The organism is Rhizobium phaseoli, from assembly GCF_001664385.1.
GTDB lineage: Bacteria > Pseudomonadota > Alphaproteobacteria > Rhizobiales > Rhizobiaceae > Rhizobium > Rhizobium phaseoli.
In genome coordinates this window covers 997,764-1,021,198 of record NZ_CP013532.1, presented here as the reverse complement: position 1 = coordinate 1,021,198, position 23,435 = coordinate 997,764, and the positions used below count along the sequence as shown (strand labels likewise).

Sequence of the window (23,435 nt, the reverse complement as noted above, 5' to 3'; positions counted from 1 at the left end):
CAGTCGAGACTTGGCAGCGCGCGATGCCCTACCTCCAGTCCAAAAAGCAATAAAGTCGGTGCTCTTGTTCCTCTGGCAAGGAGATGGGCGGCTGAGCAGGGCGGACGCAAACCTTGCAAAGTCAACTCCACATCGGCGACAAGTCCGAAGGAGTGGATCGACCCGGCGGCGGAGAACGTCGGCTGCCGCAGGAGCGCTTGTTGAAATCATCGGGCGATGCCCCATCTGCTGTGGAACATGACACAAGCGGCCGATAGAGTGTCTCCATGAGCACCCGTCTTTATGAACACCCGATCTTCCTGGAACATGTGACGCCTTCCGGCCATCCGGAGCGATCGGATCGGATCCGCGCCATCAATGTGGCGCTGGAACATCCGAATTTCGAGCGGCTGCAGCGCCGGCAGGCGCCGCAGGCGAGCGAGGATGCGGTGCTGCTGGCGCATCCGGAAGAGCACCTGATGGCCGTCATGCGGGAGATCCCCGAGGAGGACGATCGGATCAACCAGCTGGAGGCCGATACCTATGCCAGCGTCAAGAGCCTGCAGGCGGCGCTGACCGGGATCGGCGGCGCGATGGCGGCGGTGGACGACGTTTTTTCCGGTGCCGCCGACAATGTTTTCGTCGCCGCCCGGCCGCCCGGGCACCATGCCGAGAAGATGACGGCGATGGGCTTCTGCTTCTTCAACAATGCGGCGATCGCCGCCCGTCACGCGCAGAAGCGGCATGGCGCCGAACGCGTCGCCATCGTCGACTGGGACGTCCATCACGGCAACGGCACCCAGGACATCTTCTGGGACGATGCGTCCGTGCTGTTCTGCTCGACGCATCAGATGCCGCTTTATCCCGGCAGCGGCGCCAAGGAGGAGAAGGGCAAGCACAACACCATCGTCAACGCGCCGCTTTCGCCGAATGTCGGCAGCGACCATTTCCGCGAGGCGTTCAAATCGCGGGTGCTGCCGGCGCTCGATGATTTCCGGCCGGATCTCATCATCATCTCGGCCGGGTTCGACGCCCATCACCGCGATCCGCTGGCGCAGATCAACCTGACCGGCGAGGATTTCGATTGGGCCACCGGCCGCGTTCTGGAACTGGCCGACCGGCACGCCAAGAACCGGGTCGTCAGCCTGCTCGAAGGCGGCTATGATCTCGAAGGCCTCGCCGAATCGGCCGGCATGCATATTCTGCGAATGATGAAGGGTTGAGAATGACTGACAGCGCCAAGCCGGAAGTGGCCGGCCTTTCCTTCGAAAAGGCGGTCGCCGAACTCGAAAGCATCGTCGCCCGGCTGGAACGCGGCGACGTGGCGCTGGATGAATCGATCGAGATCTACGAGCGCGGCGAAGCGCTGAAGAAACATTGCGAGACACTGCTTTCGGCCGCCGAAAACCGCATCGAGAAGATCCGGCTCGACCGCGCGGGCAAGCCGCAGGGCGTCGAGCCGCTGGACGGCGCCTGAGCGGATCGAAGCAGCCTTTCGAAGGCGATCGGCTGGCGGCCGATCTATGATCCCCTCCAGAACCATGAGGGGACAGACAAATGACGGATAGATTGAACGGCAAGATCGCCATCATCTCTGGCGGCGCGACCGGCATGGGCGGCGCTGCCTCGAAGCTGTTTGCGGCCGAAGGAGCGCGTGTCGCGATCATCGATCGCAATGGCGAAGCGGCGGCCGAGACCGTCAAGGCGATCCGCGATGCCGGCGGCGAGGCCGATTGCTGGACGGCCGATGTCTCGGATGAAGCCGCTGTCAAAACAGCCGTCGCCGGCGTCGAGGAACGCTACGGCGCGGTCACCGTGCTCTTCAACCATGCCGGCACGATCGTCATCAAACCCTTCCTGGAAACCACCGTTCAGGAATGGGACTGGCTGCATGCCGTCAATGTGCGCTCGATGTTCCTGATGACCAAAGCGGTGCTGCCGAAGATGATTGCCGCCGGCGGCGGCTCGATCGTCTGCACCTCGTCGATCTCGGCGGTCGCCGCCACGCCGATGGAAGTGCTTTACGACACCACCAAGGGCGCCGTCCACATGTTTGCCCGGGCAATTGCAGTGGAATTCCGCGACCGCAACATCCGCTGCAACGCCGTCTGCCCCGGCTTCATCCGCACGCCGCACGGTCTGCGCGAGGTGGCCGACCTGCAGGCGCTTGGCGTCGATGTTTCGGATGCCGCGATCGCCGCGCAGCAGGGGCGGATCGGCGAGCCGGAGGATGTGGCGCGGGCCGCCCTTTATCTCGCCAGCGACGAGTCGAGCTTCGTCAATGGCGCCCATCTCTTCGTCGACAACGGCTTCACCGCCATCTGAGCGCAAGCCCATCTCGATTGGACGCGCGAGGTGTGAGGCTCTATCTATGGCCGACGTCCCTACAAGCGGAGAGACCCGTCATGTCCTTCTTTCCCGGTAAAGACCCCCTGCCCGGCGATGCCTTTGCCTGTGATGCGATCGAGAATCTGATCATTCCCCGCACCAGCGATATCGGCGGCTTCCAGGTGCGGCGCGCGCTGCCGACGCGGCAGCGGCGGCTGGTCGGACCGTTCATCTTCTTCGATCGCATGGGGCCGGCGATCCTGAAGCCCAACGAGGCGCTCGACGTCAAGCCGCATCCGCATATCGGCCTGTCGACCGTCACCTATCTCTTCGACGGCGAAATCCGCCATCGCGACAGTCTCGGCACCGAAAAGGTCATCCGTCCCGGCGATATCAACCTGATGACGGCCGGCCGCGGCATCGTCCATTCCGAGCGCACACCGGAGAATCTGCGCGGCCACCCGCTGCTGATGTCGGGGCTGCAGACCTGGTTGGCGCTGCCCGACGACAAGGAGGAGATCGATCCCTCCTTTGCCCATACGGAAAAGTCCGAGATGCCGCTGATCGAAACATCCGGCGTGCGCGGACGTGTCGTCATCGGCTCGTTCGAAGGCATGGCATCGCCGGTCGGCACCTTCTCCGACACGCTCTATGTCGATCTCAACCTGCAGCCCGGCGTGCGCTTTCCCTTCGGCGCCGGCCATGAGGAACGCGCCGTCTACGTGCTCTCGGGCGAGGTGGTGATCGCAGGCGACCGTTTCGCCGCCGACCAGCTGCTGGTCTTCCGGCCGGGCGATCCGATCACGCTGGAAGCCGGCACTGACGGCTGTCACCTGATGCTCTTCGGCGGCGCGGCGCTGAACTCGAAACGATACATCTGGTGGAATTTCGTCTCTTCCTCGAAGGAACGGATCGAAAAGGCCAAGGAGGAATGGCGCACCGGCCGCTTCGACATCGTTCCCGGCGACGAGGAGGAATTCGTGCCGTTGCCGGAAGCCTGAGGATAATGGCGAATGCGTCGCGGAGCGATTTCCCTTCGCGGCGCTCGATCTGCGGCGGAATTCAGCCCGCCGCGAAATAGCGCGTCAGCGCACCTTTCGTGCGGTTGACATAGCCGTCCTGCCAGCTGTCATCAACATTGAGAAAGCCTGACCAGCCCTTCTTGCCCTGGCGCTTCAATTCCGCCTCGACGGCGCGGAAGCGATAGTGATCGTAGACATCGAGTATGTGGACGGCATAGGCCTCGGCCAGCGCCCGGTCGCCTTTGACGATCAGCATGTTCTCGTCATTGGCGTAGGAGGCCTTGAAGCCGAGATTGTGGCTGCCGAGAACGACGACGCAGTCATCCGACAGGGGATCGATCACCAGCACCTTGTCGTGGATGATGGCGCCGACCTTCTTGGCGGTCAGCTCCTCCGCGCCGAAATCCGCCAGCAGCTGGCGGTCATCGATGCGCGAGGCCCGGACGACGGAGACATTGGCCTCGTCGAAGGTGTGCGGCGACACGGCCTCGGCATCGTCGTCCTCATCGTCAGGATCGTTCTTCTTGCTGGCGACGTAATTGGGCATGGCCTGCGGGCTTGAAACGGCGCCGGTGACGATCAGCTTCTGATCCTTGAGGCCGATGTCGATCGCCTCGCCGACGATGCAATCCCTGCCCGACTGACCGGGATAGAAGGCCAGAAACAGCACGGCGTGCTCGGCCCGGCGCATCAGCCGGTAGACCTCGCGGAGATCGGGCGGCGTTGCCTTGCCCTTTCTGCGGCTTTGCATGTTCGGCGAGAACCAGGCTTCGAGCGACGCGCCATTGCCGGTCGGGACGACGGAAGGCGTCTCGTTCGAGCGGCGGAATTCCTTGCTCTGCTGGTTGTCGGGCATGCCGTCATCGAATTCGACGGGCGCTTCCAGCGTCGCATTGTCTTCCAGCATCCGTTCCCAATAAGCGACATAGGCCGCGGCAACCGCATCGTTGCGGACGATCAAGGCGTTGTTAGACTGGCCGGCAAGCCCCGTGGCGGTCCAGTTGGTGCTGCCGGTGAACACGCTGCGCGTCCCATCGGGCGCGATATGCACGACGAATTTGTTATGGCCGATCTGGCTCGAATTGTTGAACATCCGGTGGTGAATGTCGACGCCGGCCGTAATCAGCGCCTCGCGCGCCTCGTGATTGCGCACATCCCAATCGTCGCCGACCTTGCCGGTATTGGCGAGAATGATGCGGAGCCTGTCCTTGTTGGCGAGCAGCAGCTCAAGCAGTTCCTTGTCCTCGAGCTCGTAGAGGGCGAGAAGGAAGCGGCCGGGCGCATTCATGAAATCCCGGAGCATCGGAATGACATCGCCGGCAAGATATTTGCGGATGCCGTTCGCCGGATTGGAGATCATGTCGATCAGCTCGTTCGGCTGCTTCACACCGTCTTCCAGCAGGACGTTGCGCAGCCACTGGGCGGCGAGGATGCCGTTGGTGAAGGTCGATCCGAACTGGCCGCGCTTGCGCGTCACATGGACCGGGTTGGTGGCGACAGCCGGGCCGAGATAACCGAGCGGCCGCGGCGGGCCTTCATAGGCCTTGACCGCAATCTTCTCATAGGTGTTGTCGGCCTTCTTGATCGGCCGGCCTTTATCGTCCCGCTTGTTGATCTCGACGAGCGCAGGCGTCGGATCCGGGGCGGCCGGCATACCCGGCTTCAGGTCGCCGAGCGGGCGGATCTCGTAACGCACCCGGACCTCGTCCGGCCGCCGTCGCATTTCGTTGCGCCGCTTGCGCAGCGTCAGATCGCGCCAGGAAAGCTTCTGCACCGGCCAGAGCGATGTCGTCTGCGGCAGCCAGTGCGGATTGCGCTGCCCCTTGAAGGCTACCCAGGCGGCGCAGGTGACCCGGTCCTCGCTGCCATCGGACTTTCTCGCCACGTTTCCCTGCTCGTCGAGATAGACGCGGACGACTTCGAAGCCGAGGCATCCGTCGATCTTTGCATCGATATCCCAGGCCAGATAGGCGACCTCATTGTTCACATAGGCATGCGCTGCAACAATCGTTCCCATGACCTGATCCCCCAGTCAGCGCGGCAACATTGCTACCATTCCGTGTCATATTCAAGCCGCTCGCCGCGCTTCGGCGCATTCCACCGGCGGGGCGGAAATCCAGAGCGGCACTGGGCCAAGATCAGGCGAATGCAACTCACGGAAATAGAATGTGATATCGCCCGAAACCGCTCACACATTTTTCCGCCATGCTCTAAGGTGAAAACCTTCGGTTCCTGAAATCACTTGTTTTGCCTCGTTCTAATCGAATAAAGCGGTACAAGGAAAAGTAAGAAAGAGCGCCCGCCCGTGACACATCCGCCGAAGACCCCTCTGCTCGACCAGGTCATCTACCCCGCCGACCTGCGCAAGCTCGAGGATCGCGACCTGCCGCAGCTCGCCCGCGAGGTCCGCGACGAAATGATCGATGCGGTGTCGCGCACCGGCGGCCATCTCGGCGCCGGCCTCGGTGTGGTCGAGCTGACGATCGCCATCCACAGCGTCTTCGACACGCCCGACGACCGGCTGATCTTCGATGTCGGCCATCAATGTTATCCGCATAAGATCCTGACCGGCCGGCGCGACCGCATTCGCACCCTGCGCCAGGAAAACGGCCTGTCCGGTTTCACCCGCCGGGCCGAAAGCGAATATGATCCCTTCGGCGCGGCGCACTCCTCGACCTCGATCTCGGCCGGCCTCGGCATGGCGATTGCCGCCGATCTCGACAAGAACGACCGGCGCGTCATCGCCGTCATCGGCGACGGCGCGATGTCGGCCGGCATGGCATACGAGGCGCTGAACAATGCCGGCGCGCTCGATGCCCGCCTCATCGTCATCCTCAACGACAACGACATGTCGATCGCGCCGCCGACCGGGGCGATGAGCGCCTATCTCGCCCGGCTTGCCTCGGGGCGCACCTATATGGGCTTCCGCGACTTCGGCAAGAAGCTGACCGCCTATCTCGGCAAGAACATCGATCGCGCCATTACCCGCGCCGTCGAGCATGCGCGCGGCTACGTCACCGGCGGCACCATGTTCGAGGAGATGGGCTTCTATCACATCGGGCCGATCGACGGGCATTCCTTCGACCACCTGCTGCCGGTGCTGCGCAATGTGCGCGACAACGCGCGCGGCCCGGTGCTGATCCACGTCGTCACGCAGAAGGGCAAGGGCTATCCGCCGGCCGAAGCCGCGGCCGACAAATATCACGGCGTCAACAAGTTCGACGTCATCACCGGCGCCCAGGCCCGGGTCAAACCCAACGCGCCGAGCTATACCAGCGTCTTTGCCGAAGCGCTGGTGCAGGAAGCGGCCCTCGACGACAAGATCGTCGGCATCACCGCCGCCATGCCGAATGGTACCGGCCTCGACAAGCTCGCCGAAGCCTTTCCGTCGCGCTGCTTCGATGTCGGCATCGCCGAGCAGCATGCCGTGACCTTCGCCGCCGGCCTGGCTGCGGAAGGCTACAAGCCGTTCGCCGCGCTCTATTCCACCTTCCTGCAGCGCGCCTATGACCAGGTCGTGCACGACGTGGCAATCCAGGGACTGCCGGTGCGTTTTCCGATCGACCGCGCCGGCTTCGTCGGCGCCGACGGCCCGACCCATGCCGGCTCCTTCGACACCGCCTTCCTCGCCACCCTGCCCGGCTTCGTGGTGATGGCAGCAGCCGACGAGGCCGAACTCAAGCATATGGTGCGCACCGCCGTCGCCTATGACGCCGGGCCGATCTCGTTCCGTTATCCCCGCGGCGAAGGCGTCGGCGTCGACATGCCCGCACGCGGCGAAATCCTGCAGATCGGCAAGGGCCGCATTGTCAAGGAAGGCACCAAGGTGGCCCTGCTTTCCTTCGGCACCCGGCTTGCCGACTGTCTGCTTGCCGCCGAAGACCTCGAGGCCGCCGGCCTGTCGACGACGGTCGCCGATGCACGCTTCGCCAAGCCGCTCGATCACGACCTGATCCGCCAGCTCGCCCGCCACCACGAGATGCTGATCACCGTCGAAGAAGGCTCTGTCGGCGGCTTCGGCAGCCAGGTGATGCAATATCTCTCGAGCGAGGGCCTGCTCGACAACGGCCTGAAGATCCGCTCGCTTGTTATGCCCGACATCTGGATGGAGCAGGCCAAGCCGGAAGCGATGAACGCCCATGCCGGGCTTGATCGCGCCGGTATCGTGTCGACGGTGTTCCGGGCGCTGGGGCGCGGGGTTGCGGTTGGGGTTGCTGGATAGTGATTGGTGAGGGCGTGCCGTGAGGCCCCCTCATCCGCCTGCCGTCACCTTCTCCCCGAGTGTGAGAAGAGATATGCCGCAACGTCTCGAATCCCTCTTCTCCCCCCGGGGAGAAGGTGCCCGTAAGGCGGATGAGGGGGCCGCGAGCTCGGACAGACATAACAGAAGCTTATTCACAACAAAAAGGCGGCACCACTGCGCCGCCTTTTTCATTTGATGTCCCTTTCCGAGAAGGAGCGCGCTCAGAACTCCGTCCAGTCTTCCTGCACCGCAGCTGCTGCCGTTGCCTGTCTTCCGCCGAATGCCTTGCTGACCTTGCTGGCAAGGGCGCGGGCCGGAGAGGCGACCGGGCGGGAGGCTGGTGTTGCGGCGGCGGTCTTCTGAGCCGGAGCGGGAAGCTGGGTGCCGAGCTTGAACTGACGCAGCAGTTCGTCCAGGGCGCTTGCTTCCTGGGCGAGCGCATGGCTCGCCGCAGTCTGTTCCTCGACCATGGCCGCATTCTGCTGCGTGCCCTGATCCATGTTGTTGACGGCGGTGTTGATCTCCTGCAGCCCGATCGACTGTTCGCGCGTGGCGGTGACGATCGCGCTGACATTGCGGTTGATCTCCTGCACCTCGGCGACGATGGCTTCCAGCGCCTTGCCGGTCTCGCCGACCAGCGACACGCCGGTCTGCACATGCGTGCCTGATGTGGTGATCAGATCCTTGATCTCCTTGGCCGCCTTGGCCGAGCGCTGGGCGAGCTCGCGCACTTCCTGGGCCACGACGGCAAAGCCCTTGCCGGCCTCACCGGCGCGGGCGGCCTCGACGCCGGCGTTCAGCGCCAAAAGGTTGGTCTGGAAGGCGATATCGTCGATGACGCCGATGATGTTGGAGATTTCACCCGAGGATTTCTCGATCTGCTGCATGGCGGAGACCGCCCGGCGGACGACATCGCCGGACTTTTCGGCGCCGAGGCGGGTGCGCTCGACGAGATTGCCGACATCCTCGGCGCGCTTGGCGCTGTCGCGCACCGTCGTCGTCACCTCTTCGAGGGCTGCGGCGGTCTGTTCGACGGCTGCGGCCTGCCGCTCGGTGCGGTGGGCAAGATCGTCGGCGGCCGAGCGGATCTCGCCGGCGCCGGCGTTGATCGCAGAGGCGTTGTGGCCGACCGACTGGAGTGCCGCCTGCAGCTTTTCGACGGCATTGTTGAAGTCGTTGCGCAGGCTGTCATATTGCGGCGCGAACGGCGTCTGGATGCGGGCGGCGACATCGCCGACAGCCAGGCCGGCAAGGCCGCCGGCCAAGGCGTCGACGGCATAACGCAGCTCGCCTTCCTCGCGCGCCTTCTGTTCGTCACTTGCCTGGCGCTGACGCTCGGCGTCACCGCGCATACGGTCGGTCTCGCCGGCAAGGCGCAGCTTCTCGATCGCCGCCTGCTTGAAGACCAGGACAGACTGGGCCATGCGGCCGATTTCGTCGCCGCGCTCGACTGCCGGCACCTCGATATCGTTCTGGCCGCCGGCGAGGCGATCCATGGCCGCGGTCATGCCGACGACCGGGCGGACGATGGTGCGCGACATCAGCCACGCGAGAAGGGCGGCGGCAAGCGAGGCGACAATGCCGCCGGCAAGCAGTGTCGTCGCCAGATCGCTGTTGGCATCGGCCCGGATCGCGGCGAGCGCATCCGACTTTTCGCGGGCGGTGGCCTTGATCTTGGCGGAGGCCTGGCGGAAACCGTCGAGCTGGCCCTTGGTGGCGTTGACGCCGATCTTGACGACCTCTTCGATCGGCATGTCGGTTTCCTTGCGCGCCTTGGTCTGCGGTTCGGCGAGCTCATGGAAATAGAGGTCGGCGGCCTTCTGCATGCCGTCGATCATCTCGACCAGCTGCGGCTCGCCGGCGGCCGTCTGCCTGGCGGCGGCGATCGCCTTCAGCATGCGCTCGCGATTGGCGAAGACGTCGCCATAGGTGCTGTCGCTGCGAAAGAGGATGAAGCCGCGCAGATTGACCGCCTGCTCGAGCATCGCCTGCAGCGCATCGTCGATCTGGTTGACCAACAGCTCCGATTTTTCCTGCTCGGCCGACGCTGCCGCCGACGCTGTCGCCTTGGAATAGACGAAGGCCGAGACGGACATGAAGATGAGGATGAGGGCTGCGAACGTGGCCGCAAGCTTCCCGTTCAAGGATATGTTTTTAGCGGACATCGGTGAATTTCTCCTGACGACAGTCGACGCGGCGAGAGACAGGTCGCGCAAATGCGCAACCGCCAAGACTTTTCAATAGGAAACATGATCGGCGTCATGACGCCCTGCGCCTTCATGGCGCCAGAGAGGTTCGGGTGAACCGCTGCAATCGCGACGAACCTATGCGGGCAGGCTTTAAATTTGCTTAAATTGGCCATCTCAGGAATCGCCCGTATCAACCGCCCCGGAACAAAATGCTTGCAACCGGCGGCTTTGCCGGTCATTCACAGCCGATGTCCGATCAAAACAGCCAACGCCTCGACCAGCTGCTCGTCTCCCGCGGCCTCTTCGCCAGCCGCTCGCGGGCGCGCGATGCCGTGCAGCGCGGCACCGTCCGCATCGGCGGCCAGGTGGTGACGAAGGCCGGCGCGCTCTTTCGCGACGACGCCGATATCGCCATCGACGATCCGGCCCAGGATTACGTCTCGCGCGCCGCCCTGAAGCTTGCGGCCGCCCTCGAGCATTTCCGCCTTGATCCCGCCGGCCATCACTGTCTCGATATCGGCGCGTCCACCGGCGGCTTCACCGAGGTGCTGCTGCAGCGCGGTGCCGCGCATGTCACCGCGATCGATGTCGGCCACGGGCAGATGCATCCGCGCATCTCAGGCGATCCGCGGGTGACGAACCGGGAAGGCCTCAACGCCCGCAACCTGACGGCTGAGGATATCGGCCAACCCGCCAGCTTCATCGTCTCCGACGTCTCCTTCATCTCGCTGAAACTGGCGCTGGCGCCGGTGCTTGATATCGCCGCGCCGGGTGCTGCCGCCGTGCTGCTGGTCAAGCCGCAGTTCGAAGCGGGGCGCGAGGCGATCGGCAAGGGCGGACTGTTGAAGGACCCCTCGTCTGCGCCCGCCGTCGCTGCGGAATTGGAGCGCTGGTTCACCGAGGACATGGGCTGGAATAGCCTCGGCCTCATCCCCTCCCCGATTGCCGGCGGCGACGGTAATCAAGAATTCCTTCTGGCAGGATTGAAACCGTGAGCACCGAAACCGTCATCATCGAGAAGCTCGGCGCCCAGGGCGACGGCATTGCCGGCAGCGCCGGCGGGCCGGTCTATGTGCCCTTTTCCCTTCCGGGAGAAACGGTGGCGATCGCCCGCGTCAAAAGCCATGGCACGATCATGTCGATCGCGACGGCCTCGCCCGACCGGCAGGAGCCGCCCTGCCGGCATTTCGGCCCTGATGGCGTCAACGGCACCTGCGGCGGCTGCACGCTGCAGCACCTGGCGGATGGCCCCTACCGCGCCTTCAAGCGGCAGCTGGTCGTCGATGCGCTGAAATCCAAAGGGCTGACGCCTGATGTCGGCGAGATCGTTCCGGCCCGGCCGGGCGAACGCCGGCGCGTGGTGTTTGCGGCGCGCAAGACCGAGAAGGATATGTTGATCGGCTTCAACCAGGCCGAAAGCCATCATATCGTCGCCATCGAGGAATGTCCGATCTCGTCGGCAGGGATCGTCGCCCGGCTGCCGGCAATCAAGGCGATTGCCGCCTCGCTTGCGACCAATGCCGAACCCTTCCGGGTGGCGGTGCTGGAAACGCTCTCCGGCGTCGACATTGCAGTCGACGAGATCAAGAAACTCTCCGACCCGCAGCGGCGCAAGGCGATCGAAACCGTGCTCGGCCTGCGCGGCATCGCCCGCGTGACGCTGAACGGCGAAATCCTCGTCGAGCCGGCCAAGCCGATCATCGATTTCGGCGGCGTCGAGGTTTCGCCGCCGGCGGGCGGCTTCGCCCAGGCGACTAAGCCGGCGGAAGAGGCGATGGCGGAGCTGGTGCTCGCCCATGTCGGCAAGGCCAAGCGGATCGCCGATCTTTTTGCCGGCGCCGGCACGTTTTCGCTCAGGCTGGCGCGGATCGGCCGGGTGCATGCGGTCGAGGCCGAGGCAGCGGCGCTCGCGGCACTCGACCAGGCCGCCCGCAAGACACAGGGGCTGAAGCCGGTGAGCGTCGAAAAGCGCGATCTCTTCCGCCGCCCTGTGATGACGCAGGAGTTCAAGCCCTATGACGCCGTCGTGTTCGATCCGCCGCGCGCCGGCGCGGAGTTTCAATGCAAGGAGCTTGCCCGCTCAGCCGTGAAGAAGATCGCAGCCGTCAGCTGCAACCCGCTGACGCTGGCGCGCGACCTCGCGATCCTCGTCGAAGGCGGCTACCGCATTACCGGGGTGACGCCGATCGATCAGTTCCTCTGGACCTCGCATGTCGAGGTCGTGGCGACACTGGAGAAATAGGCCGCTTCGGCCCGGCGCGATCGCGATTCCGGAGCGTCAAGAACATTTTATCGGTCGCACGGCTCGCTTTCCGGCTGCAAGCTCATGCGCATTGGTCGCGTTCCGAGCTTTGCGCCGGTCACGGCATCGATTGCGATCGGCTCGATCTCCGCTCCTGACTCGACGTCGATATAGCGGGCGAGTTCGCCATCGCAATGGCGGTGTGCCCAGGCCCCGATCATCATCAGCACAGGCAGAAAATCGCGGCCGGCTTCGGTGAGGACATATTCTTCGCGAGGCGGCCGTTCGGAATAGAGCCGCTTCTCCAGCAGACCGTCCTCCGTCAGCGCCTTGAGACGCTTGGTCAGCATGGTCGGCACGATGCCGAGGCTCTTCCTGAACTGGTCGAAGCGGGTGAGGCCCGTATGGGCGTCGCGCAAGACGAGAATGCTCCACGCATCACCGACGGATTGAAGGCCGCGGGCGACCGGACATTGGGGAATTGGATTATTTTTCATTTAGTATCTTTTCGATAGTGACATGATATCGAAAAGATAGTAACAGATCGGCCAACAATGATCCACACTTTCGAAAGCTGCCATATGACCGACAAAAACAGAAGCGTAGCACTCGTCACCGGTGCGTCCTCTGGCATCGGCCTCGCAACGGCGCAATCGCTGGTCAAGGCCGGCTATCGCGTGTTCGGAACCAGCCGCAAACCTGTCGCCAACAGACCTGGGATAACGATGCTGATCTGCGACGTGGCCGATGAAGCCTCGGTGCAGGCGGCGATTGCCGAGATCGTCCGGCAGACCGGCCGCCTCGACCTCGTCGTCAACAATGCCGGCATCGGCCTCATCGGCGGCGCGGAAGAATCCTCGATCGCCCAGGCCCAAAGGCTTTTCGACGTCAACGTCTTCGGCGTCGCGCGCGTCGCCAATGCCGTGCTGCCGGTCATGAGGAAGCAGAAGAGCGGCCGGATCATCAACATGAGCTCGATCCTCGGCCTCATCCCGGCTCCCTACAATGCCTTCTATGCTTCGACCAAACATGCGCTCGAGGGCTATTCCGAATCGCTCGATCATGAAGTGCGCAACTTCGGCATTCGTGTTGTTCTCGTCCAACCCGGCGTCACCAGAACATCCTTCGAGGAAAATCTGACACGAGCAGACCAACCTCTTCCGGTCTATGCTTCGGAGCGCGCCCGCAGCGAAGCGCTGATGCGCAAGTGGGTGGAAACGGGCGATGCGCCCGAGGTCGTCGCCGACATGGTCGTGAAAGCCGCAACCGCGAAGAAGCCGAAGCTGCGCTATTCCGCAGGCAAGCAGTCGCGCCAGGTCCGCTCGCTTCGCCGCTATCTCCCCGAGCGGCTGGTCGACAGCCTGCTGCGCAAGGTCAACGAGTTTCCGGCCTCAGCCTAACGCGTTCATCGAGGACCGAATTCCGATTTCAAGCCGACAGGCTTAAACTTCCTGTCCTCGACCACGGAAACCGAACCTCAATGCGCAAGACCAAAAGACGCAATCCCTACTATGCGGGCCCGGTGTCCGATCACTTCGACGGCACGCTTTTCTTCAATCCCGAAGGGATCGAGCCGCTTGGTTTCCGCGAGCTTTTGCGGTGGCAATTCGGCGGCGGCCGTGACCGGTGGCCGCCGTCGGTCCCCAGTCCATATCCGGCCGCCAAGCCGGATCCCCATGTCGGTGGCGGGGATCTGCGGGTGACCATGGTCGGGCATGCAACAATGCTGGTGCAGGTCGCCGGGCTCAATATTCTCACCGATCCGGTGTGGTCGGAGCGGGTCAGCCCCTTCACCTTTGCCGGCCCCAGACGCGTCGTTCCGCCGGGCATCGCGTTCGATGATTTGCCGCCGATCGATCTCGTGCTGGTCTCGCACAATCATTATGACCATCTCGATATCGCAACGCTGAAACGGTTGCATGCGAAGCATCGGCCGCGGATCGTGACGCCGCTCGGCAATGACACGATCATGCGCCGCGCCGTGCCCGACATACAGACGACATCGATGGATTGGGGTGAGCGGATTTCGCACGCCGGCATAAGCATCGATGCGGAGCCGGCCCATCACTGGTCCGCCCGCGGCGGCGCCGATCGCCGGATGGCGCTCTGGGCCTCGTTCGTTTTGTCGACACCAGCCGGCAAGATCTACCACGTCGGCGATACGGGCTTTCATCGCGGCATCAATTACAAAGCGGCGCAGCGGAAACACGGCGGTTTTCGCCTGGCGATTTTACCCTTCGGCGCCTATGAGCCGCGGTGGTTCATGAAAGGGCAGCACCAGAATCCTGAGGAAGCGGTGATCGGGATGAAGCTGGCGAATGCGGCCTATGTGGCCGGGCATCACTTCGCCACGTTCCAGCTGACGAATGAAGCGGTCGACGCGCCGGTAAGAGCGTTGCAAGAGGCGATGAGCGAGCACGCCATTCCCCCAGACCGGTTCCGGCCGCTCAGGGCCGGTGAAGTATTCGATGTGCCGCCGGCCTGATCGATATCCGCCTGCTGCCGAAATTGTGGGATAGGCTGGTCTTCCCTAAAGCGCGTCGCATCAAAATTTGATTCATGCGACGCGTTTTAGCTCTTTGTTTTTATGCATGTCGTTGTCCCGGAACCGCTGCACACTTCCGGGCGGCATGCATTAGGTTTTCGGCAGCGCTCAACGACGCATGAAGGATTCGAACGCGGCGCGCGCTTCGGCGCTCTTCAGCCGCGCGGCGAAATGGCGGGCCTCGACATCGATGCGGGCGATGACCTCTTCGCGCGGTCCGCGAACGAGATCGCGGGCGATTTTCAAGGCTTCCGGCGGCTTGGCGGCGAGCTTCACGGCAGCATCGAGCGTCTGCCTTTCAAGCTCGTCCGCGCTCGTCACTTTCCAGATCAGCCCGGCTTGCCTCGCGTCCTCGGCGCTAAAAGCCTCGCCGGCAGCCAGCATGGCAAAGGCGCGCTGGTGGCCCATGATGCGCGGCGCAAGCAGGCTCGAGGCGGCTTCCGGCACCAGCGCCAGATCGACGAATGGCGTGCGGAACTGGCTGCGATCGGAGGCGATCGTCAGGTCGCAGTGCAGGTTGAGGGTGGTGCCGATGCCGATCGCCAGGCCGTCGACTCCTGACACCAACGGCTTTTCAGCATTGGCGAGCGCGTAGAGGAAATCGATCAGCTCGTCTCCCATGCTGCCGCCCATGGCCGTGGCAAGAAAATCGCCGATGTCGTTGCCGGCCGAGAAGCTGCCTTCGGTGCCGAGAAAGACCGTCACTCTGATATTCGCGTCCGCATTGGCGGCAGCGAGCGCCTCGGTCATGGTGCGATACATCGCCCGTGTGAAGGCGTTCTTCTTTTCCGGCCGGTTGAAGCGGATCAGCTGAACGCCGGGATGGGCGGAAGGCTGCTCGACGATGATGTGATCGGTCATTGGATCTCCTCGGAACTTATGGGGTCTCGTCAGGCAAGCAGAATGCGGGCGGCGGCAAGGCTTGCCGCGCCGTTGACCACCCGGTCGCGCAAGGCCGCGGTCTCGGCGAGCAGGTTTTCAGCGGCGAAGCGGCAGAGCGCGATACGGCCCTCGCCCTTGCCGTCGCCGCTTTCGGCCAGAGCCCCCTTGGCGAGGTAACAGCCGGTGAGCACGAGGCCGAACAGGCGCTGATAGGGGGTGGCGCCGGCAAGCGCCTCGGCGGCCCTGTCATCGGCAAGTGCTGCCAGAAGCCAGGCGGTCGCCGCGTCGAGATCGGCGATCGCGACGGCGAGTCTCGCGGCAGTTTCGCCGAAACCATCGAGATTGGAGCGCCCGGCAGCCTCGGCGATCGCCTTCAATTCGGCGATGAAGCCCATGACCTGATCGCCGCCGGAGAGCGGCAGCTTGCGGGTGACGAGGTCGATTGCCTGGATGCCGTTGGTGCCCTCATAGATCGGCGCAATGCGGGCGTCGCGGAGATAACGGGCCGCACCCGTCTCCTCGATGAAACCCATGCCGCCATGCACCTGGATGCCGAGCGAGGCGACCTCGACGCCGGCATCGGTCGAAAACGCCTTGGCGATCGGCGTCAACAGTGCGGCGCGTTCCTGCCAGTGGCGGCTGTCGCCTGCCCGACGCGACATGTCGATCGCATGGGCGCAGGCATAGGAGATGGCGCGCGAGCCTTGGGTCAGCGCCTTCATGGTCAGAAGCATGCGGGCGACATCGGGATGGTCGACGATCGGGCTCATGCCGGGCCCGGTCGAACCTGGCGCCCTGCCCTGCGTGCGCTCCCTGGCATAGGCAAGGGCCTTCTGGGTGGCGGCCTCGGCGATCGCCACGCCCTGCATGCCGACGGCGAGACGGGCATTGTTCATCATCGTGAACATGCAGGCGAGCCCCTTGTTCTCCTCGCCGACCAGCCAGCCGATCGCACCCTTTTCGCCGCCGAACCGGCCGTCGCCATAGATCATCGTGCAAGTCGGCGAACCGTGGATGCCGAGCTTGTGCTCCAGCGAATGGCAGAAGAGATCGTTGCGGGGTCCGAGCGAACCGTCGTCATTCACCAGGAATTTCGGCACGAGAAAGAGCGAGATGCCGCGTGTGCCGGCCGGCGCATCCGGCAGGCGGGCGAGCACCAGATGAATGATGTTGTCGGCCGCGTCATGCTCGCCCCAGGTGATAAAGATCTTCTGGCCGAAGATGCGGTAGCTGCCGTCGGGCCGGCGTTCGGCGCGGGCCTTCAGAGCGCCGACATCGGAGCCGGCATGCGGCTCGGTCAGGTTCATGGTGCCGGTCCATTCGCCGGACACCATCTTTTCCAGATATGTCTCCTTCAGCGCGGCGCTGCCATGGATGTGGACGGCCTCGATGGCGCCCATCGTCAGTGTCGGCGCGAGCGCGAAGGCCATAGAGCCGGAATTCCACATTTCCAGCGACGCGACATTCAGCATATCAGGCAGGGCCTGGCCGCCGAAGGCCTGTGGCGCCGTCAGGCCGTTCCAGCCACCGGCGATCCAGTTGCGGTAAAGATCGCGCCAGCCATCCGGCAGCCGGACTTCGCCATCGACGAGACGGGCGCCCTGGCGGTCGCCGATGTCGGAAAGTGGCGCCACTTCCTCTGTGGCAAAACGTCCCGCCTCGGAGAGGATCGCATCGACAAGATCGTCGCCGAGCTCGCCGAAAAGGCCGCTGGACATCACCTCGCTCATGCCCGCTACATGCTTCAACGTGAACGCGATTTCCTCGACGGGCGCCTTGTACATTGTTTTTCCTCCGGAGGGCCTGCCTCGACGCGGGCTGAACCCCTCGGGGTGAGAGCTAATTGATTTTTACGTAAACGTCAATTTCGATTTCTGGGACTGCCATGCGATAGTTTGCCCGAGATGGCGCTTGCCTCTTGCGCCCTTGCACAAATGGACGTCATGGAGAAGTTCTAGAGCATGTCGCGATAACGACATGCGTCAAAATACAGAGCTGAAACGCTGGGAGCGAATCCTAGAGATCGCGACGCGCTTTGGCCAGAAATGAAATCGCCTTCGCAAAGGACCGGCGAACAATGGATACATTGCCCGTCAACATACCCGGTTTCGTCTGGGCCTATCGCTTCTCGCCGGAAGAAAAGACGGCGGTGCGACTGAACAACAGCGCGACGGTGGCGGATCTGACCGCCGACAATTGTTTCTACTGGCTGCATCTCAATCTCGTCGATGCCCGCGTTCCGGCCTTGCTCGAGACGCTCGACGGACTGACGGAGGATGCCAGATCGGCGCTGATCACGCATGACACGCATGCGGCCATTACCGTCGACGAGCAGATGCTCTATGGCACGCTCGTCGATTGCCAGCGCGATTTCGCCCAGGACACCAACAATCTCGGCTGGCTGCATTTCGCCATGTCCGACCGCTTCATAATCACCACGAGGCTGCAGCCGCTGCGCAGCGTCGAGCGGGCGCGCGCGCTGATCGAGAAGAACCCGGGCAAATTTACGCTGCCGGTCGATCTGTTCGAACTGCTGGTGATCGAATTCCAGCGCACGCTGATCGCCATCGTCATCGAGCTCACCGAAGAGCTGAACCAGATCGAGGATATCGTCTACGACAACGCCCCGCGCGACGAGCGCCGGCGGCTGGCGCCGGTGCGGCGAACGGTGGTCAGGCTGCATCGCCATCTGCGCACGGTGTTGGCGCTGATGCGCCGGGCGGCGGCGACCGATGAAGACGAGATGCCCTTCGGCTTCGACGACGTGGCGCGGCGGCTGACGAGCCGGCTGGAGACGGTCGACCACGATATCTATGCGCTGCAGGATCGGGCGCGCCTGCTGCACGAAGAAATCGATTCGAAACAATCCTCCGAAACCAACCGCCACCTCTATCTGCTGTCGATCATGACCGCCTTCCTGCTGCCGCCGACGCTGGTGACCGGCTTTTTCGGCATGAACACCGCCAACCTGCCCTTCGCCGTCGGCGACTACGGCACGGAATACGCCGTCGCGCTGATCATCGCCTCGATTGCATTTGCCTGGTGGCTGTTGCGGCGGGTGAATATCCTTTGAATGTCAGCGGTGCGGTGGGCGTGCCGCCCCTCATCCGCCTGCCGGCACCTTCTCCCCGCTTGCGGCGCGAAGGGGGATAGCCGCAACCTCTCCGGTCCTCGCATCCATCTCGCAGGGCACGTCCCCTCTCCCCGTCTTACGGGGAGAGGGTTAGGGTGAGGGGCAGCTTTCGGCCCAAATCGATGCTACGGATGTAGCGCTGGCGCTGTCGTCGGCGCGATAGTTGGCACACGAGCGACGTGGCTTGAACCCATGCGGGGGCGCGGCCACTTTCAGTATTGCAACGGCTTCGTCCATTGAAGTTTGGCCTTAGCGATGGAGGGCGATCGCGGCGATCGACACTCGGATGGTCAGCTGGTTCATCCAGCCACCTCGCCCGGAACGGTTCTTGCACGGTTACTAATATATTTACCGTGGGGAGACCTAATGTCATGAAATGGTGCACATCCGAAGAGTTTGCCCCTCTGATGCTGGTTGTGAGTGGGCCGGAAAGATACAAGCTGGTTGCAACGCTTGTGCAGGCTGCCGAAATGCTAACGGTTGGCTGGCCGATCGACGATGGCGACGAATATCTTATCGCGATCAGGGCGTGCCGGATGGCAATTCACGGAGAAATTCCGGCTGAGGACGCGCGAGCAGCGCTTATCCGTGCCGCCGACGAAGCGGGCATTTCGGTGATAACCGCCGTTCACTGAGTGTCGCAATCGACGAAAAACGAGTGCGATTGACGGAAGCGTCCGACAGAGACGCGGCGTCATCGTGTCTCCGGCCATAGATGCTGCTAACCCGGATCTCCCGGAATTAAGCGCAGAGCTTCCCCCACTCTCTGTCATCCTCGGGCTTGACCTAGCTTGACCCGAGCATCCACCTTGGCCCCCACCGGCAGCGGGCATGGATCCTCGGCACAAGGCCGAGGATGACGCGGAGAGTGGGGTAGCGCGCAGCCCTGCGTTTGTCGTGCCTACCTCAATACGGCGAATAGCACTGCTGGCGCGGGCCGTTATAGGGCTGGAACGTGTTGTCGTAGGGCCGATAGGAACGGTAGCGGTTGGCGCACCAGGCGACGTGAGCCGAGCCGTAGCGCGGCGCGGGCGCAGCGTAGCGCGGTGCGGCAATGATCGCGCCGGCGCCGAAGGCGGCGAGCGGGTACCAATAGCCGTTATAGTGGCGATAACCCGGACGGTAGTAGCTGTAGCCGCGATAGCCGCCATACCAGCCGGGGCGGTAATAGGCGCCGGGACGATAGCCGGGCCTGTAATAGTCGCGGCGATAGTAGCGGCGGTATTGGACGCTCTCGATGTCGGAGGACTTTTCCACCTGTGGGGCGGTCGGCATCTGGATTGCCTGCGACGGGACAAAGCCTGTCAGCAGGACGGCGGCAGCCAGAACTGCGGTCGCGATTTTGTTTTTCAGCCTGATCATTACTACTCTCCATTCGACGGCGATTACCGCCTGCCCAGCAACGCATTTGCCGCCGAATGGTTCCAAGCGGCCGGAAACCGGCCGCTTTTTCTGTTTTGGATCGCCTGAACCGCTTGGGCTGCGGCGCAGGCGAGGTGCATCAGGCGACGGCGGAGATTTTCGCCTGGTCGCCCTGCAGGCGGTTCACCATGAAGTTCGTATACCACTCGAGGAACTGCATGACGCCGCCTTCATGCACGGACGAATAGGGACCGGGCTCATAGGCGGGCGAGTGGATGCCGAAGGCATTCTCTTCGACGATGCGGCGATCCTGGTCGTTGGTCTCGGTCCAGACGTGCGTCAGTTCCTCGAGATTGTAGTCCACGCCCTCGACCGCATCCTTGTGGACGAGCCACTTGGTCGTCACCGCCGTCTCGTTGGCGCTGAGCGGCAGCACGCGGAAGGAGATGGCATGGTCGCCGAGCAGGTGGTTCCACGTCGTCGGATAATGGAAGAGCAGCATGGTGCCGATACGGTCGATCGAGATATCGTCGGCAATCCGGCGCTTGACGGCGGGCTTGCCCGACATGGTGTAGCTTTCGGCATCCTCGATCAGCGGCATGCGGGCGGTGCGGAACTGGCCGTCCGGCGAAATCTGGAACTTGCTCGGCAGGCCGGCGGCCTCGCAGCGCGCCCAATGGCCGGCGATTTCAGGATCGTCGGCGCCGCCGTCGGTGCCGGTGACGCTCGGGGCTTCCGGATAGGTGCGGCAGAGTTCCGGGTGATTGGCGGCGCAGTGATAGCACTCGCGATTGTTTTCCCAGACGAGCTTCCAGTTGCCCTTCTCGATGATCGTGCTCTGGAAGGCGACCTTGGTCTCGCCGATGCGGTGCGGCGCCATGTAAGGCTCGATCTTGTCGCGCACCGCCTGGAAATCCGGAGCGCTGTCGGCCAGGCAGATGAAGATGTAGCCGGCGACGCTTTCGCAATGGACGGGCTTCAGGTTGAAGCCGGTCTTGTCGAAATCATCGCCCATGTGGCGGGCGAAGGCGAGCTTGCCATCGAGATCATAGGTCCACTGATGGTAAGGGCAGACGAGGCGCACGGAGGAGCCGTGGTCCTTGGTGCAGACGCGCGAGCCGCGATGGCGACAGCTGTTGTGGAAGGCGCGGATGACATTGTCGCGGCCGCGGACGATGACGACGGGATAACTGCCGATCTGAACGGTGAAATAGGCGCCCGGCTTCGGCAGTTCGCAATCATGGCCGATGAACAGCCAATCGCGATAATAGATCATCTCCATGTCGAGCCGGAAATAATCCTCGTCGATATAGAACGGCTGCTCGAGGCTGAAGCCCTCACGGCGGTTCTTGAGCTGACGCAAAACGTTGCTGCGAATATCCATCTTCATGTCCTCGTGCCCGTGGTTGCCGCCCTCAAGCAGAAGGCCGGCGGAAGCGCGCCCGCTTCCTTCTCCTTCGGGAGAATTGTTCATAGCGTCATTTAATCACCGAGCCCGCCTGCTGCTTGGTTGTAATGCGACATCGGCTTCGAAATTGACGACAGGATGCGGCAAGGCTGTGGCGGCCCGGCCCGATCGATCGCATCGCCGACTCTCCAGGCTATTATCGTCAATTGCGACATGGCGTAAAGGCCCGTTTGACAAAGAGGTCGGCTGTTGGATGCCGGCCACCGTCGCATTTGCGACATCCATTCGCATCCGCGGGCAGCGGTGGCGCAGCCGGAACAATGTTAACACTGCCTTAAGCATAGGACCCTATCCTTGAGGGAAAACAGACCGACCGAAGAATGCGATCCATGGCCAGACTCCGCTATTTCGATGCGAAGGACACCAGCAAATTACGGGAGCGGCAGCCGATTGCCGCCCATTCCGAATTCCTGCGCACCGGCCGCATTCCCCGCGAACGGCGGCACTGGCTGGCGGAGGAACGGCGCTACCTCACCCATGACGAGGTCGCCGCAAAGACCGGCCGCAAGCTTCAGGTGGCCGGCGAGAAGACACATCAGCATATCAACGGCTTCCACCACTCGATCCAGTTTCCGAAAATGATCTTCCACCGGACGCTGGAGGACAGCCCGCATCTCGGCTACTGCCACGTTACCGCGGCGCGCACGAAGTTCGCGCACTATGAAGAGGTCAGCTGGGCCTTCTATATCGCCAACTTCTACTCCGACATCGGCGACAACGACAATTTCTTCCAGCGGATCGACGTCGGCTATTCCCGCATGTATTTCGCCGTCGCGATGAAGCCGGGCGAAGATTCCTCGGAAAAGATGACCATCGACCGCTCGGTGCGCGGTAACGGGCTGCTCTTTCGCACCCACGATCCGCAGGCGGCGATCCGCAACATCCTGCTGCTCGGCGCCCGCAACGAACAACTGCGCGAAATCATCCGGCAGCTATAACAGCGATTGATCGGCGGCGACGGAAAGCCTAATGACTGCCGGGATCAACTCCGGGCAGCACATGGCACGCATCATCGACATAGAGGCAGACAGGCAGGCGGCGCTCGAAGCGGCCTCGACCGCGCTTGCCGACGGCTTTGCCATCGCCATGCCGACCGAGACGGTCTACGGTCTTGCGGCCGACGCAACCAATCCGGCCGCCATCACCCGCATCTACGAGACCAAGGGCCGGCCGCGCTTCAATCCGCTGATCTGTCATATGGCCGACCTTGCCATGGCCGAACACCATGCCGCGTTCGATCCGCTGTCGCGGGCGCTGGCCGAGGCCTTCTGGCCCGGTCCGCTGACGCTCGTGCTGCCGCTCAAACCCGAAAGCCCGATCCATTCGCTGGCGACCGCCGGTCTCGACAGTGTCGGCGTGCGCGTGCCGAAAGGATTTGCCGGCGCCCTGATCGGCGCCTTCGGGCGGCCGCTCGCCGCCCCCAGCGCCAATACCTCGGGCGCCATCAGCGCGACGAGTGCGGCCCATGTCGAGGCCGATCTCGGCGCGAAAATCCCGTTGATCCTCGATGCGGGCCCGAGCGCCGTCGGCGTCGAATCGACGATCGTCAAGGTGGAAGGCGACCGGGTCAGACTGCTTCGGCCCGGCGGCCTGGCGGCCCGCGAGGTCGAGCGTGTCGCCGGCCGGCCGCTGCTGCGCGCCAAAAAGGCATCAGCGGCCATCGAGGCGCCGGGCATGCTCGCCTCGCATTATGCGCCGGGCGCCAGCGTGCGCCTCAATGCGAGCGCGGTGGAACCCGGCGAGGCGCTGATCGCCTTCGGCGGTGCGGCGGTCGAAGGCGCACGCGACGCCCGCATCGTCCTCGACCTCAGCCCGCGCGGCGATCTTGCGGAAGCGGCGGCCAATCTTTTCGACTACATGAAGCGGGCCGATGCCAGCGGCGTTTCGAGCATCGCCTTTTCGCCCATTCCGGACGACGGCCTAGGCGAAGCGATCAACGACCGCCTGCAAAGGGCTGCCGCCCCGCGCGACTGACAGAGCATGTCTCGCAAAAGTGTGCAGCGGTTTTGCGATAAAGAGATGCGAGAAAATAAAGACCTAAA

Annotated in this window: 21 protein-coding genes; 13 read left to right on the top strand and 8 right to left on the bottom strand. The window is 63.5% G+C overall.

Annotated elements, in window-relative coordinates:
- Positions 1–266: 266 nt before the first annotated feature.
- The 4 genes from AMC88_RS04875 (at position 267) to AMC88_RS04860 (ending at position 3,308) form a co-directional block, all read left to right on the top strand.
- On the top strand, positions 267–1,202 hold the full coding sequence (locus AMC88_RS04875; protein WP_064824890.1) for a histone deacetylase family protein: 936 nt from the start codon (positions 267–269) through the stop codon (positions 1,200–1,202).
- A gap of 2 nt (positions 1,203–1,204) precedes the next feature.
- Entirely contained in the window at positions 1,205–1,456 is a 252-nt protein-coding gene (locus AMC88_RS04870) for an exodeoxyribonuclease VII small subunit (protein ID WP_012482899.1), read from the top strand.
- A gap of 80 nt (positions 1,457–1,536) precedes the next feature.
- The gene (locus tag AMC88_RS04865; protein WP_064824889.1) at positions 1,537–2,304 is read left to right on the top strand and encodes an SDR family NAD(P)-dependent oxidoreductase; all 768 of its coding nucleotides are present in this window, start codon (positions 1,537–1,539) and stop codon (positions 2,302–2,304) included.
- Between the two features lie 80 nt (positions 2,305–2,384).
- Positions 2,385–3,308 carry a pirin family protein gene (locus AMC88_RS04860; protein WP_012482897.1) on the top strand — a complete coding sequence of 308 codons (924 nt, stop codon included), beginning with the start codon at positions 2,385–2,387 and terminating at the stop codon, positions 3,306–3,308.
- 61 nt (positions 3,309–3,369) lie between these two features.
- Here AMC88_RS04860 and AMC88_RS04855 read toward each other — a convergent pair whose 3' ends face one another.
- On the bottom strand, positions 3,370–5,346 hold the full coding sequence (locus tag AMC88_RS04855; RefSeq protein ID WP_064824888.1) for a phospholipase D-like domain-containing protein: 1,977 nt from the start codon (positions 5,344–5,346) through the stop codon (positions 3,370–3,372).
- A 288-nt stretch (positions 5,347–5,634) separates the two neighbouring features.
- Between AMC88_RS04855 and dxs the strand changes: the two genes are divergently transcribed.
- Complete coding sequence (gene dxs, locus AMC88_RS04850; RefSeq protein WP_012482895.1) at positions 5,635–7,551, top strand: 1-deoxy-D-xylulose-5-phosphate synthase; 1,917 nt, start codon at positions 5,635–5,637, stop codon at positions 7,549–7,551.
- Between the two features lie 242 nt (positions 7,552–7,793).
- Here the strand turns inward: dxs and AMC88_RS04845 are convergent, their stop codons facing one another.
- Positions 7,794–9,737, bottom strand: coding sequence for a methyl-accepting chemotaxis protein (locus AMC88_RS04845; RefSeq protein WP_064824887.1), 1,944 nt, complete (start codon positions 9,735–9,737; stop codon positions 7,794–7,796).
- Positions 9,713–10,000 carry a hypothetical protein gene (locus tag AMC88_RS32970; protein ID WP_139052573.1) on the bottom strand — a complete coding sequence of 96 codons (288 nt, stop codon included), beginning with the start codon at positions 9,998–10,000 and terminating at the stop codon, positions 9,713–9,715. The genes AMC88_RS04845 and AMC88_RS32970 overlap by 25 nt, the downstream gene beginning before the upstream one ends.
- Positions 10,001–10,009: 9 nt before the next feature.
- On the opposite strand from AMC88_RS32970, the gene AMC88_RS04840 reads away from it, so the two are divergent.
- Positions 10,010–10,756: a TlyA family RNA methyltransferase gene (locus AMC88_RS04840; RefSeq protein WP_029531612.1), complete on the top strand. Its 747-nt coding sequence runs from the start codon at positions 10,010–10,012 to the stop codon at positions 10,754–10,756.
- The gene (locus AMC88_RS04835) at positions 10,753–12,003 is read left to right on the top strand and encodes a class I SAM-dependent RNA methyltransferase (protein WP_064824886.1); all 1,251 of its coding nucleotides are present in this window, start codon (positions 10,753–10,755) and stop codon (positions 12,001–12,003) included. The genes AMC88_RS04840 and AMC88_RS04835 overlap by 4 nt, the downstream gene beginning before the upstream one ends.
- Positions 12,004–12,050: 47 nt before the next feature.
- Here AMC88_RS04835 and AMC88_RS04830 read toward each other — a convergent pair whose 3' ends face one another.
- Positions 12,051–12,500: a winged helix-turn-helix transcriptional regulator gene (locus tag AMC88_RS04830; RefSeq protein ID WP_012482891.1), complete on the bottom strand. Its 450-nt coding sequence runs from the start codon at positions 12,498–12,500 to the stop codon at positions 12,051–12,053.
- Between the two features lie 84 nt (positions 12,501–12,584).
- On the opposite strand from AMC88_RS04830, the gene AMC88_RS04825 reads away from it, so the two are divergent.
- Both AMC88_RS04825 and AMC88_RS04820 read left to right on the top strand, forming a co-directional pair.
- Positions 12,585–13,403, top strand: a complete 819-nt coding sequence (locus AMC88_RS04825) for an oxidoreductase (protein WP_064823070.1) — start codon at positions 12,585–12,587, stop codon at positions 13,401–13,403.
- 80 nt (positions 13,404–13,483) lie between these two features.
- A complete protein-coding gene (locus AMC88_RS04820; protein WP_064824885.1) occupies positions 13,484–14,488 on the top strand; it encodes an MBL fold metallo-hydrolase in 1,005 nt (334 codons plus the stop codon).
- 168 nt (positions 14,489–14,656) lie between these two features.
- On the opposite strand, the gene AMC88_RS04815 is transcribed toward AMC88_RS04820, so the two are convergent.
- Together AMC88_RS04815 and AMC88_RS04810 are read right to left on the bottom strand one after the other, a co-directional pair.
- On the bottom strand, positions 14,657–15,409 hold the full coding sequence (locus AMC88_RS04815; protein ID WP_064824884.1) for a crotonase/enoyl-CoA hydratase family protein: 753 nt from the start codon (positions 15,407–15,409) through the stop codon (positions 14,657–14,659).
- A gap of 29 nt (positions 15,410–15,438) precedes the next feature.
- On the bottom strand, positions 15,439–17,214 hold the full coding sequence (locus AMC88_RS04810) for an acyl-CoA dehydrogenase (protein ID WP_064824883.1): 1,776 nt from the start codon (positions 17,212–17,214) through the stop codon (positions 15,439–15,441).
- A gap of 293 nt (positions 17,215–17,507) precedes the next feature.
- Between AMC88_RS04810 and AMC88_RS04805 the strand changes: the two genes are divergently transcribed.
- Both AMC88_RS04805 and AMC88_RS04800 read left to right on the top strand, forming a co-directional pair.
- Positions 17,508–18,503: a transporter gene (locus AMC88_RS04805; protein ID WP_064824882.1), complete on the top strand. Its 996-nt coding sequence runs from the start codon at positions 17,508–17,510 to the stop codon at positions 18,501–18,503.
- 431 nt (positions 18,504–18,934) lie between these two features.
- Complete coding sequence (locus AMC88_RS04800; protein WP_012482886.1) at positions 18,935–19,198, top strand: DUF982 domain-containing protein; 264 nt, start codon at positions 18,935–18,937, stop codon at positions 19,196–19,198.
- Positions 19,199–19,469: 271 nt separating this feature from the next.
- Here the strand turns inward: AMC88_RS04800 and AMC88_RS04795 are convergent, their stop codons facing one another.
- Both AMC88_RS04795 and AMC88_RS04790 read right to left on the bottom strand, forming a co-directional pair.
- On the bottom strand, positions 19,470–19,925 hold the full coding sequence (locus AMC88_RS04795; RefSeq protein ID WP_010018941.1) for a BA14K family protein: 456 nt from the start codon (positions 19,923–19,925) through the stop codon (positions 19,470–19,472).
- 139 nt (positions 19,926–20,064) lie between these two features.
- Positions 20,065–21,309 carry an aromatic ring-hydroxylating oxygenase subunit alpha gene (locus AMC88_RS04790; RefSeq protein ID WP_064825803.1) on the bottom strand — a complete coding sequence of 415 codons (1,245 nt, stop codon included), beginning with the start codon at positions 21,307–21,309 and terminating at the stop codon, positions 20,065–20,067.
- A 413-nt stretch (positions 21,310–21,722) separates the two neighbouring features.
- Here AMC88_RS04790 and AMC88_RS04785 point away from each other — a divergent pair, with 413 nt between their 5' ends.
- Both AMC88_RS04785 and AMC88_RS04780 read left to right on the top strand, forming a co-directional pair.
- On the top strand, positions 21,723–22,331 hold the full coding sequence (locus AMC88_RS04785; protein WP_004680461.1) for a DUF6656 family protein: 609 nt from the start codon (positions 21,723–21,725) through the stop codon (positions 22,329–22,331).
- Positions 22,332–22,392: 61 nt separating this feature from the next.
- A complete protein-coding gene (locus AMC88_RS04780; protein ID WP_041683846.1) occupies positions 22,393–23,367 on the top strand; it encodes an L-threonylcarbamoyladenylate synthase in 975 nt (324 codons plus the stop codon).
- Positions 23,368–23,435: the final 68 nt, after the last annotated feature.

Coding starts and splice junctions, on each gene's coding strand:
- AMC88_RS04800 (WP_012482886.1), top strand. CDS start 18,935: ATGAAATGGTGCACATCCGAAGAGTTTGCCCCTCTGATGCTGGTTGTG.
- AMC88_RS04855 (WP_064824888.1), bottom strand. CDS start 5,346: ATGGGAACGATTGTTGCAGCGCATGCCTATGTGAACAATGAGGTCGCC.
- AMC88_RS04870 (WP_012482899.1), top strand. CDS start 1,205: ATGACTGACAGCGCCAAGCCGGAAGTGGCCGGCCTTTCCTTCGAAAAG.
- AMC88_RS04825 (WP_064823070.1), top strand. CDS start 12,585: ATGACCGACAAAAACAGAAGCGTAGCACTCGTCACCGGTGCGTCCTCT.
- AMC88_RS04795 (WP_010018941.1), bottom strand. CDS start 19,925: ATGATCAGGCTGAAAAACAAAATCGCGACCGCAGTTCTGGCTGCCGCC.
- AMC88_RS04790 (WP_064825803.1), bottom strand. CDS start 21,309: ATGGATATTCGCAGCAACGTTTTGCGTCAGCTCAAGAACCGCCGTGAG.
- AMC88_RS04840 (WP_029531612.1), top strand. CDS start 10,010: ATGTCCGATCAAAACAGCCAACGCCTCGACCAGCTGCTCGTCTCCCGC.
- AMC88_RS04780 (WP_041683846.1), top strand. CDS start 22,393: ATGGCACGCATCATCGACATAGAGGCAGACAGGCAGGCGGCGCTCGAA.
- AMC88_RS04820 (WP_064824885.1), top strand. CDS start 13,484: ATGCGCAAGACCAAAAGACGCAATCCCTACTATGCGGGCCCGGTGTCC.
- AMC88_RS04805 (WP_064824882.1), top strand. CDS start 17,508: ATGGATACATTGCCCGTCAACATACCCGGTTTCGTCTGGGCCTATCGC.
- AMC88_RS04810 (WP_064824883.1), bottom strand. CDS start 17,214: ATGTACAAGGCGCCCGTCGAGGAAATCGCGTTCACGTTGAAGCATGTA.
- AMC88_RS04860 (WP_012482897.1), top strand. CDS start 2,385: ATGTCCTTCTTTCCCGGTAAAGACCCCCTGCCCGGCGATGCCTTTGCC.
- AMC88_RS04875 (WP_064824890.1), top strand. CDS start 267: ATGAGCACCCGTCTTTATGAACACCCGATCTTCCTGGAACATGTGACG.
- AMC88_RS32970 (WP_139052573.1), bottom strand. CDS start 10,000: ATGACCGGCAAAGCCGCCGGTTGCAAGCATTTTGTTCCGGGGCGGTTG.
- AMC88_RS04785 (WP_004680461.1), top strand. CDS start 21,723: ATGGCCAGACTCCGCTATTTCGATGCGAAGGACACCAGCAAATTACGG.
- AMC88_RS04830 (WP_012482891.1), bottom strand. CDS start 12,500: ATGAAAAATAATCCAATTCCCCAATGTCCGGTCGCCCGCGGCCTTCAA.
- AMC88_RS04815 (WP_064824884.1), bottom strand. CDS start 15,409: ATGACCGATCACATCATCGTCGAGCAGCCTTCCGCCCATCCCGGCGTT.
- AMC88_RS04845 (WP_064824887.1), bottom strand. CDS start 9,737: ATGTCCGCTAAAAACATATCCTTGAACGGGAAGCTTGCGGCCACGTTC.
- AMC88_RS04865 (WP_064824889.1), top strand. CDS start 1,537: ATGACGGATAGATTGAACGGCAAGATCGCCATCATCTCTGGCGGCGCG.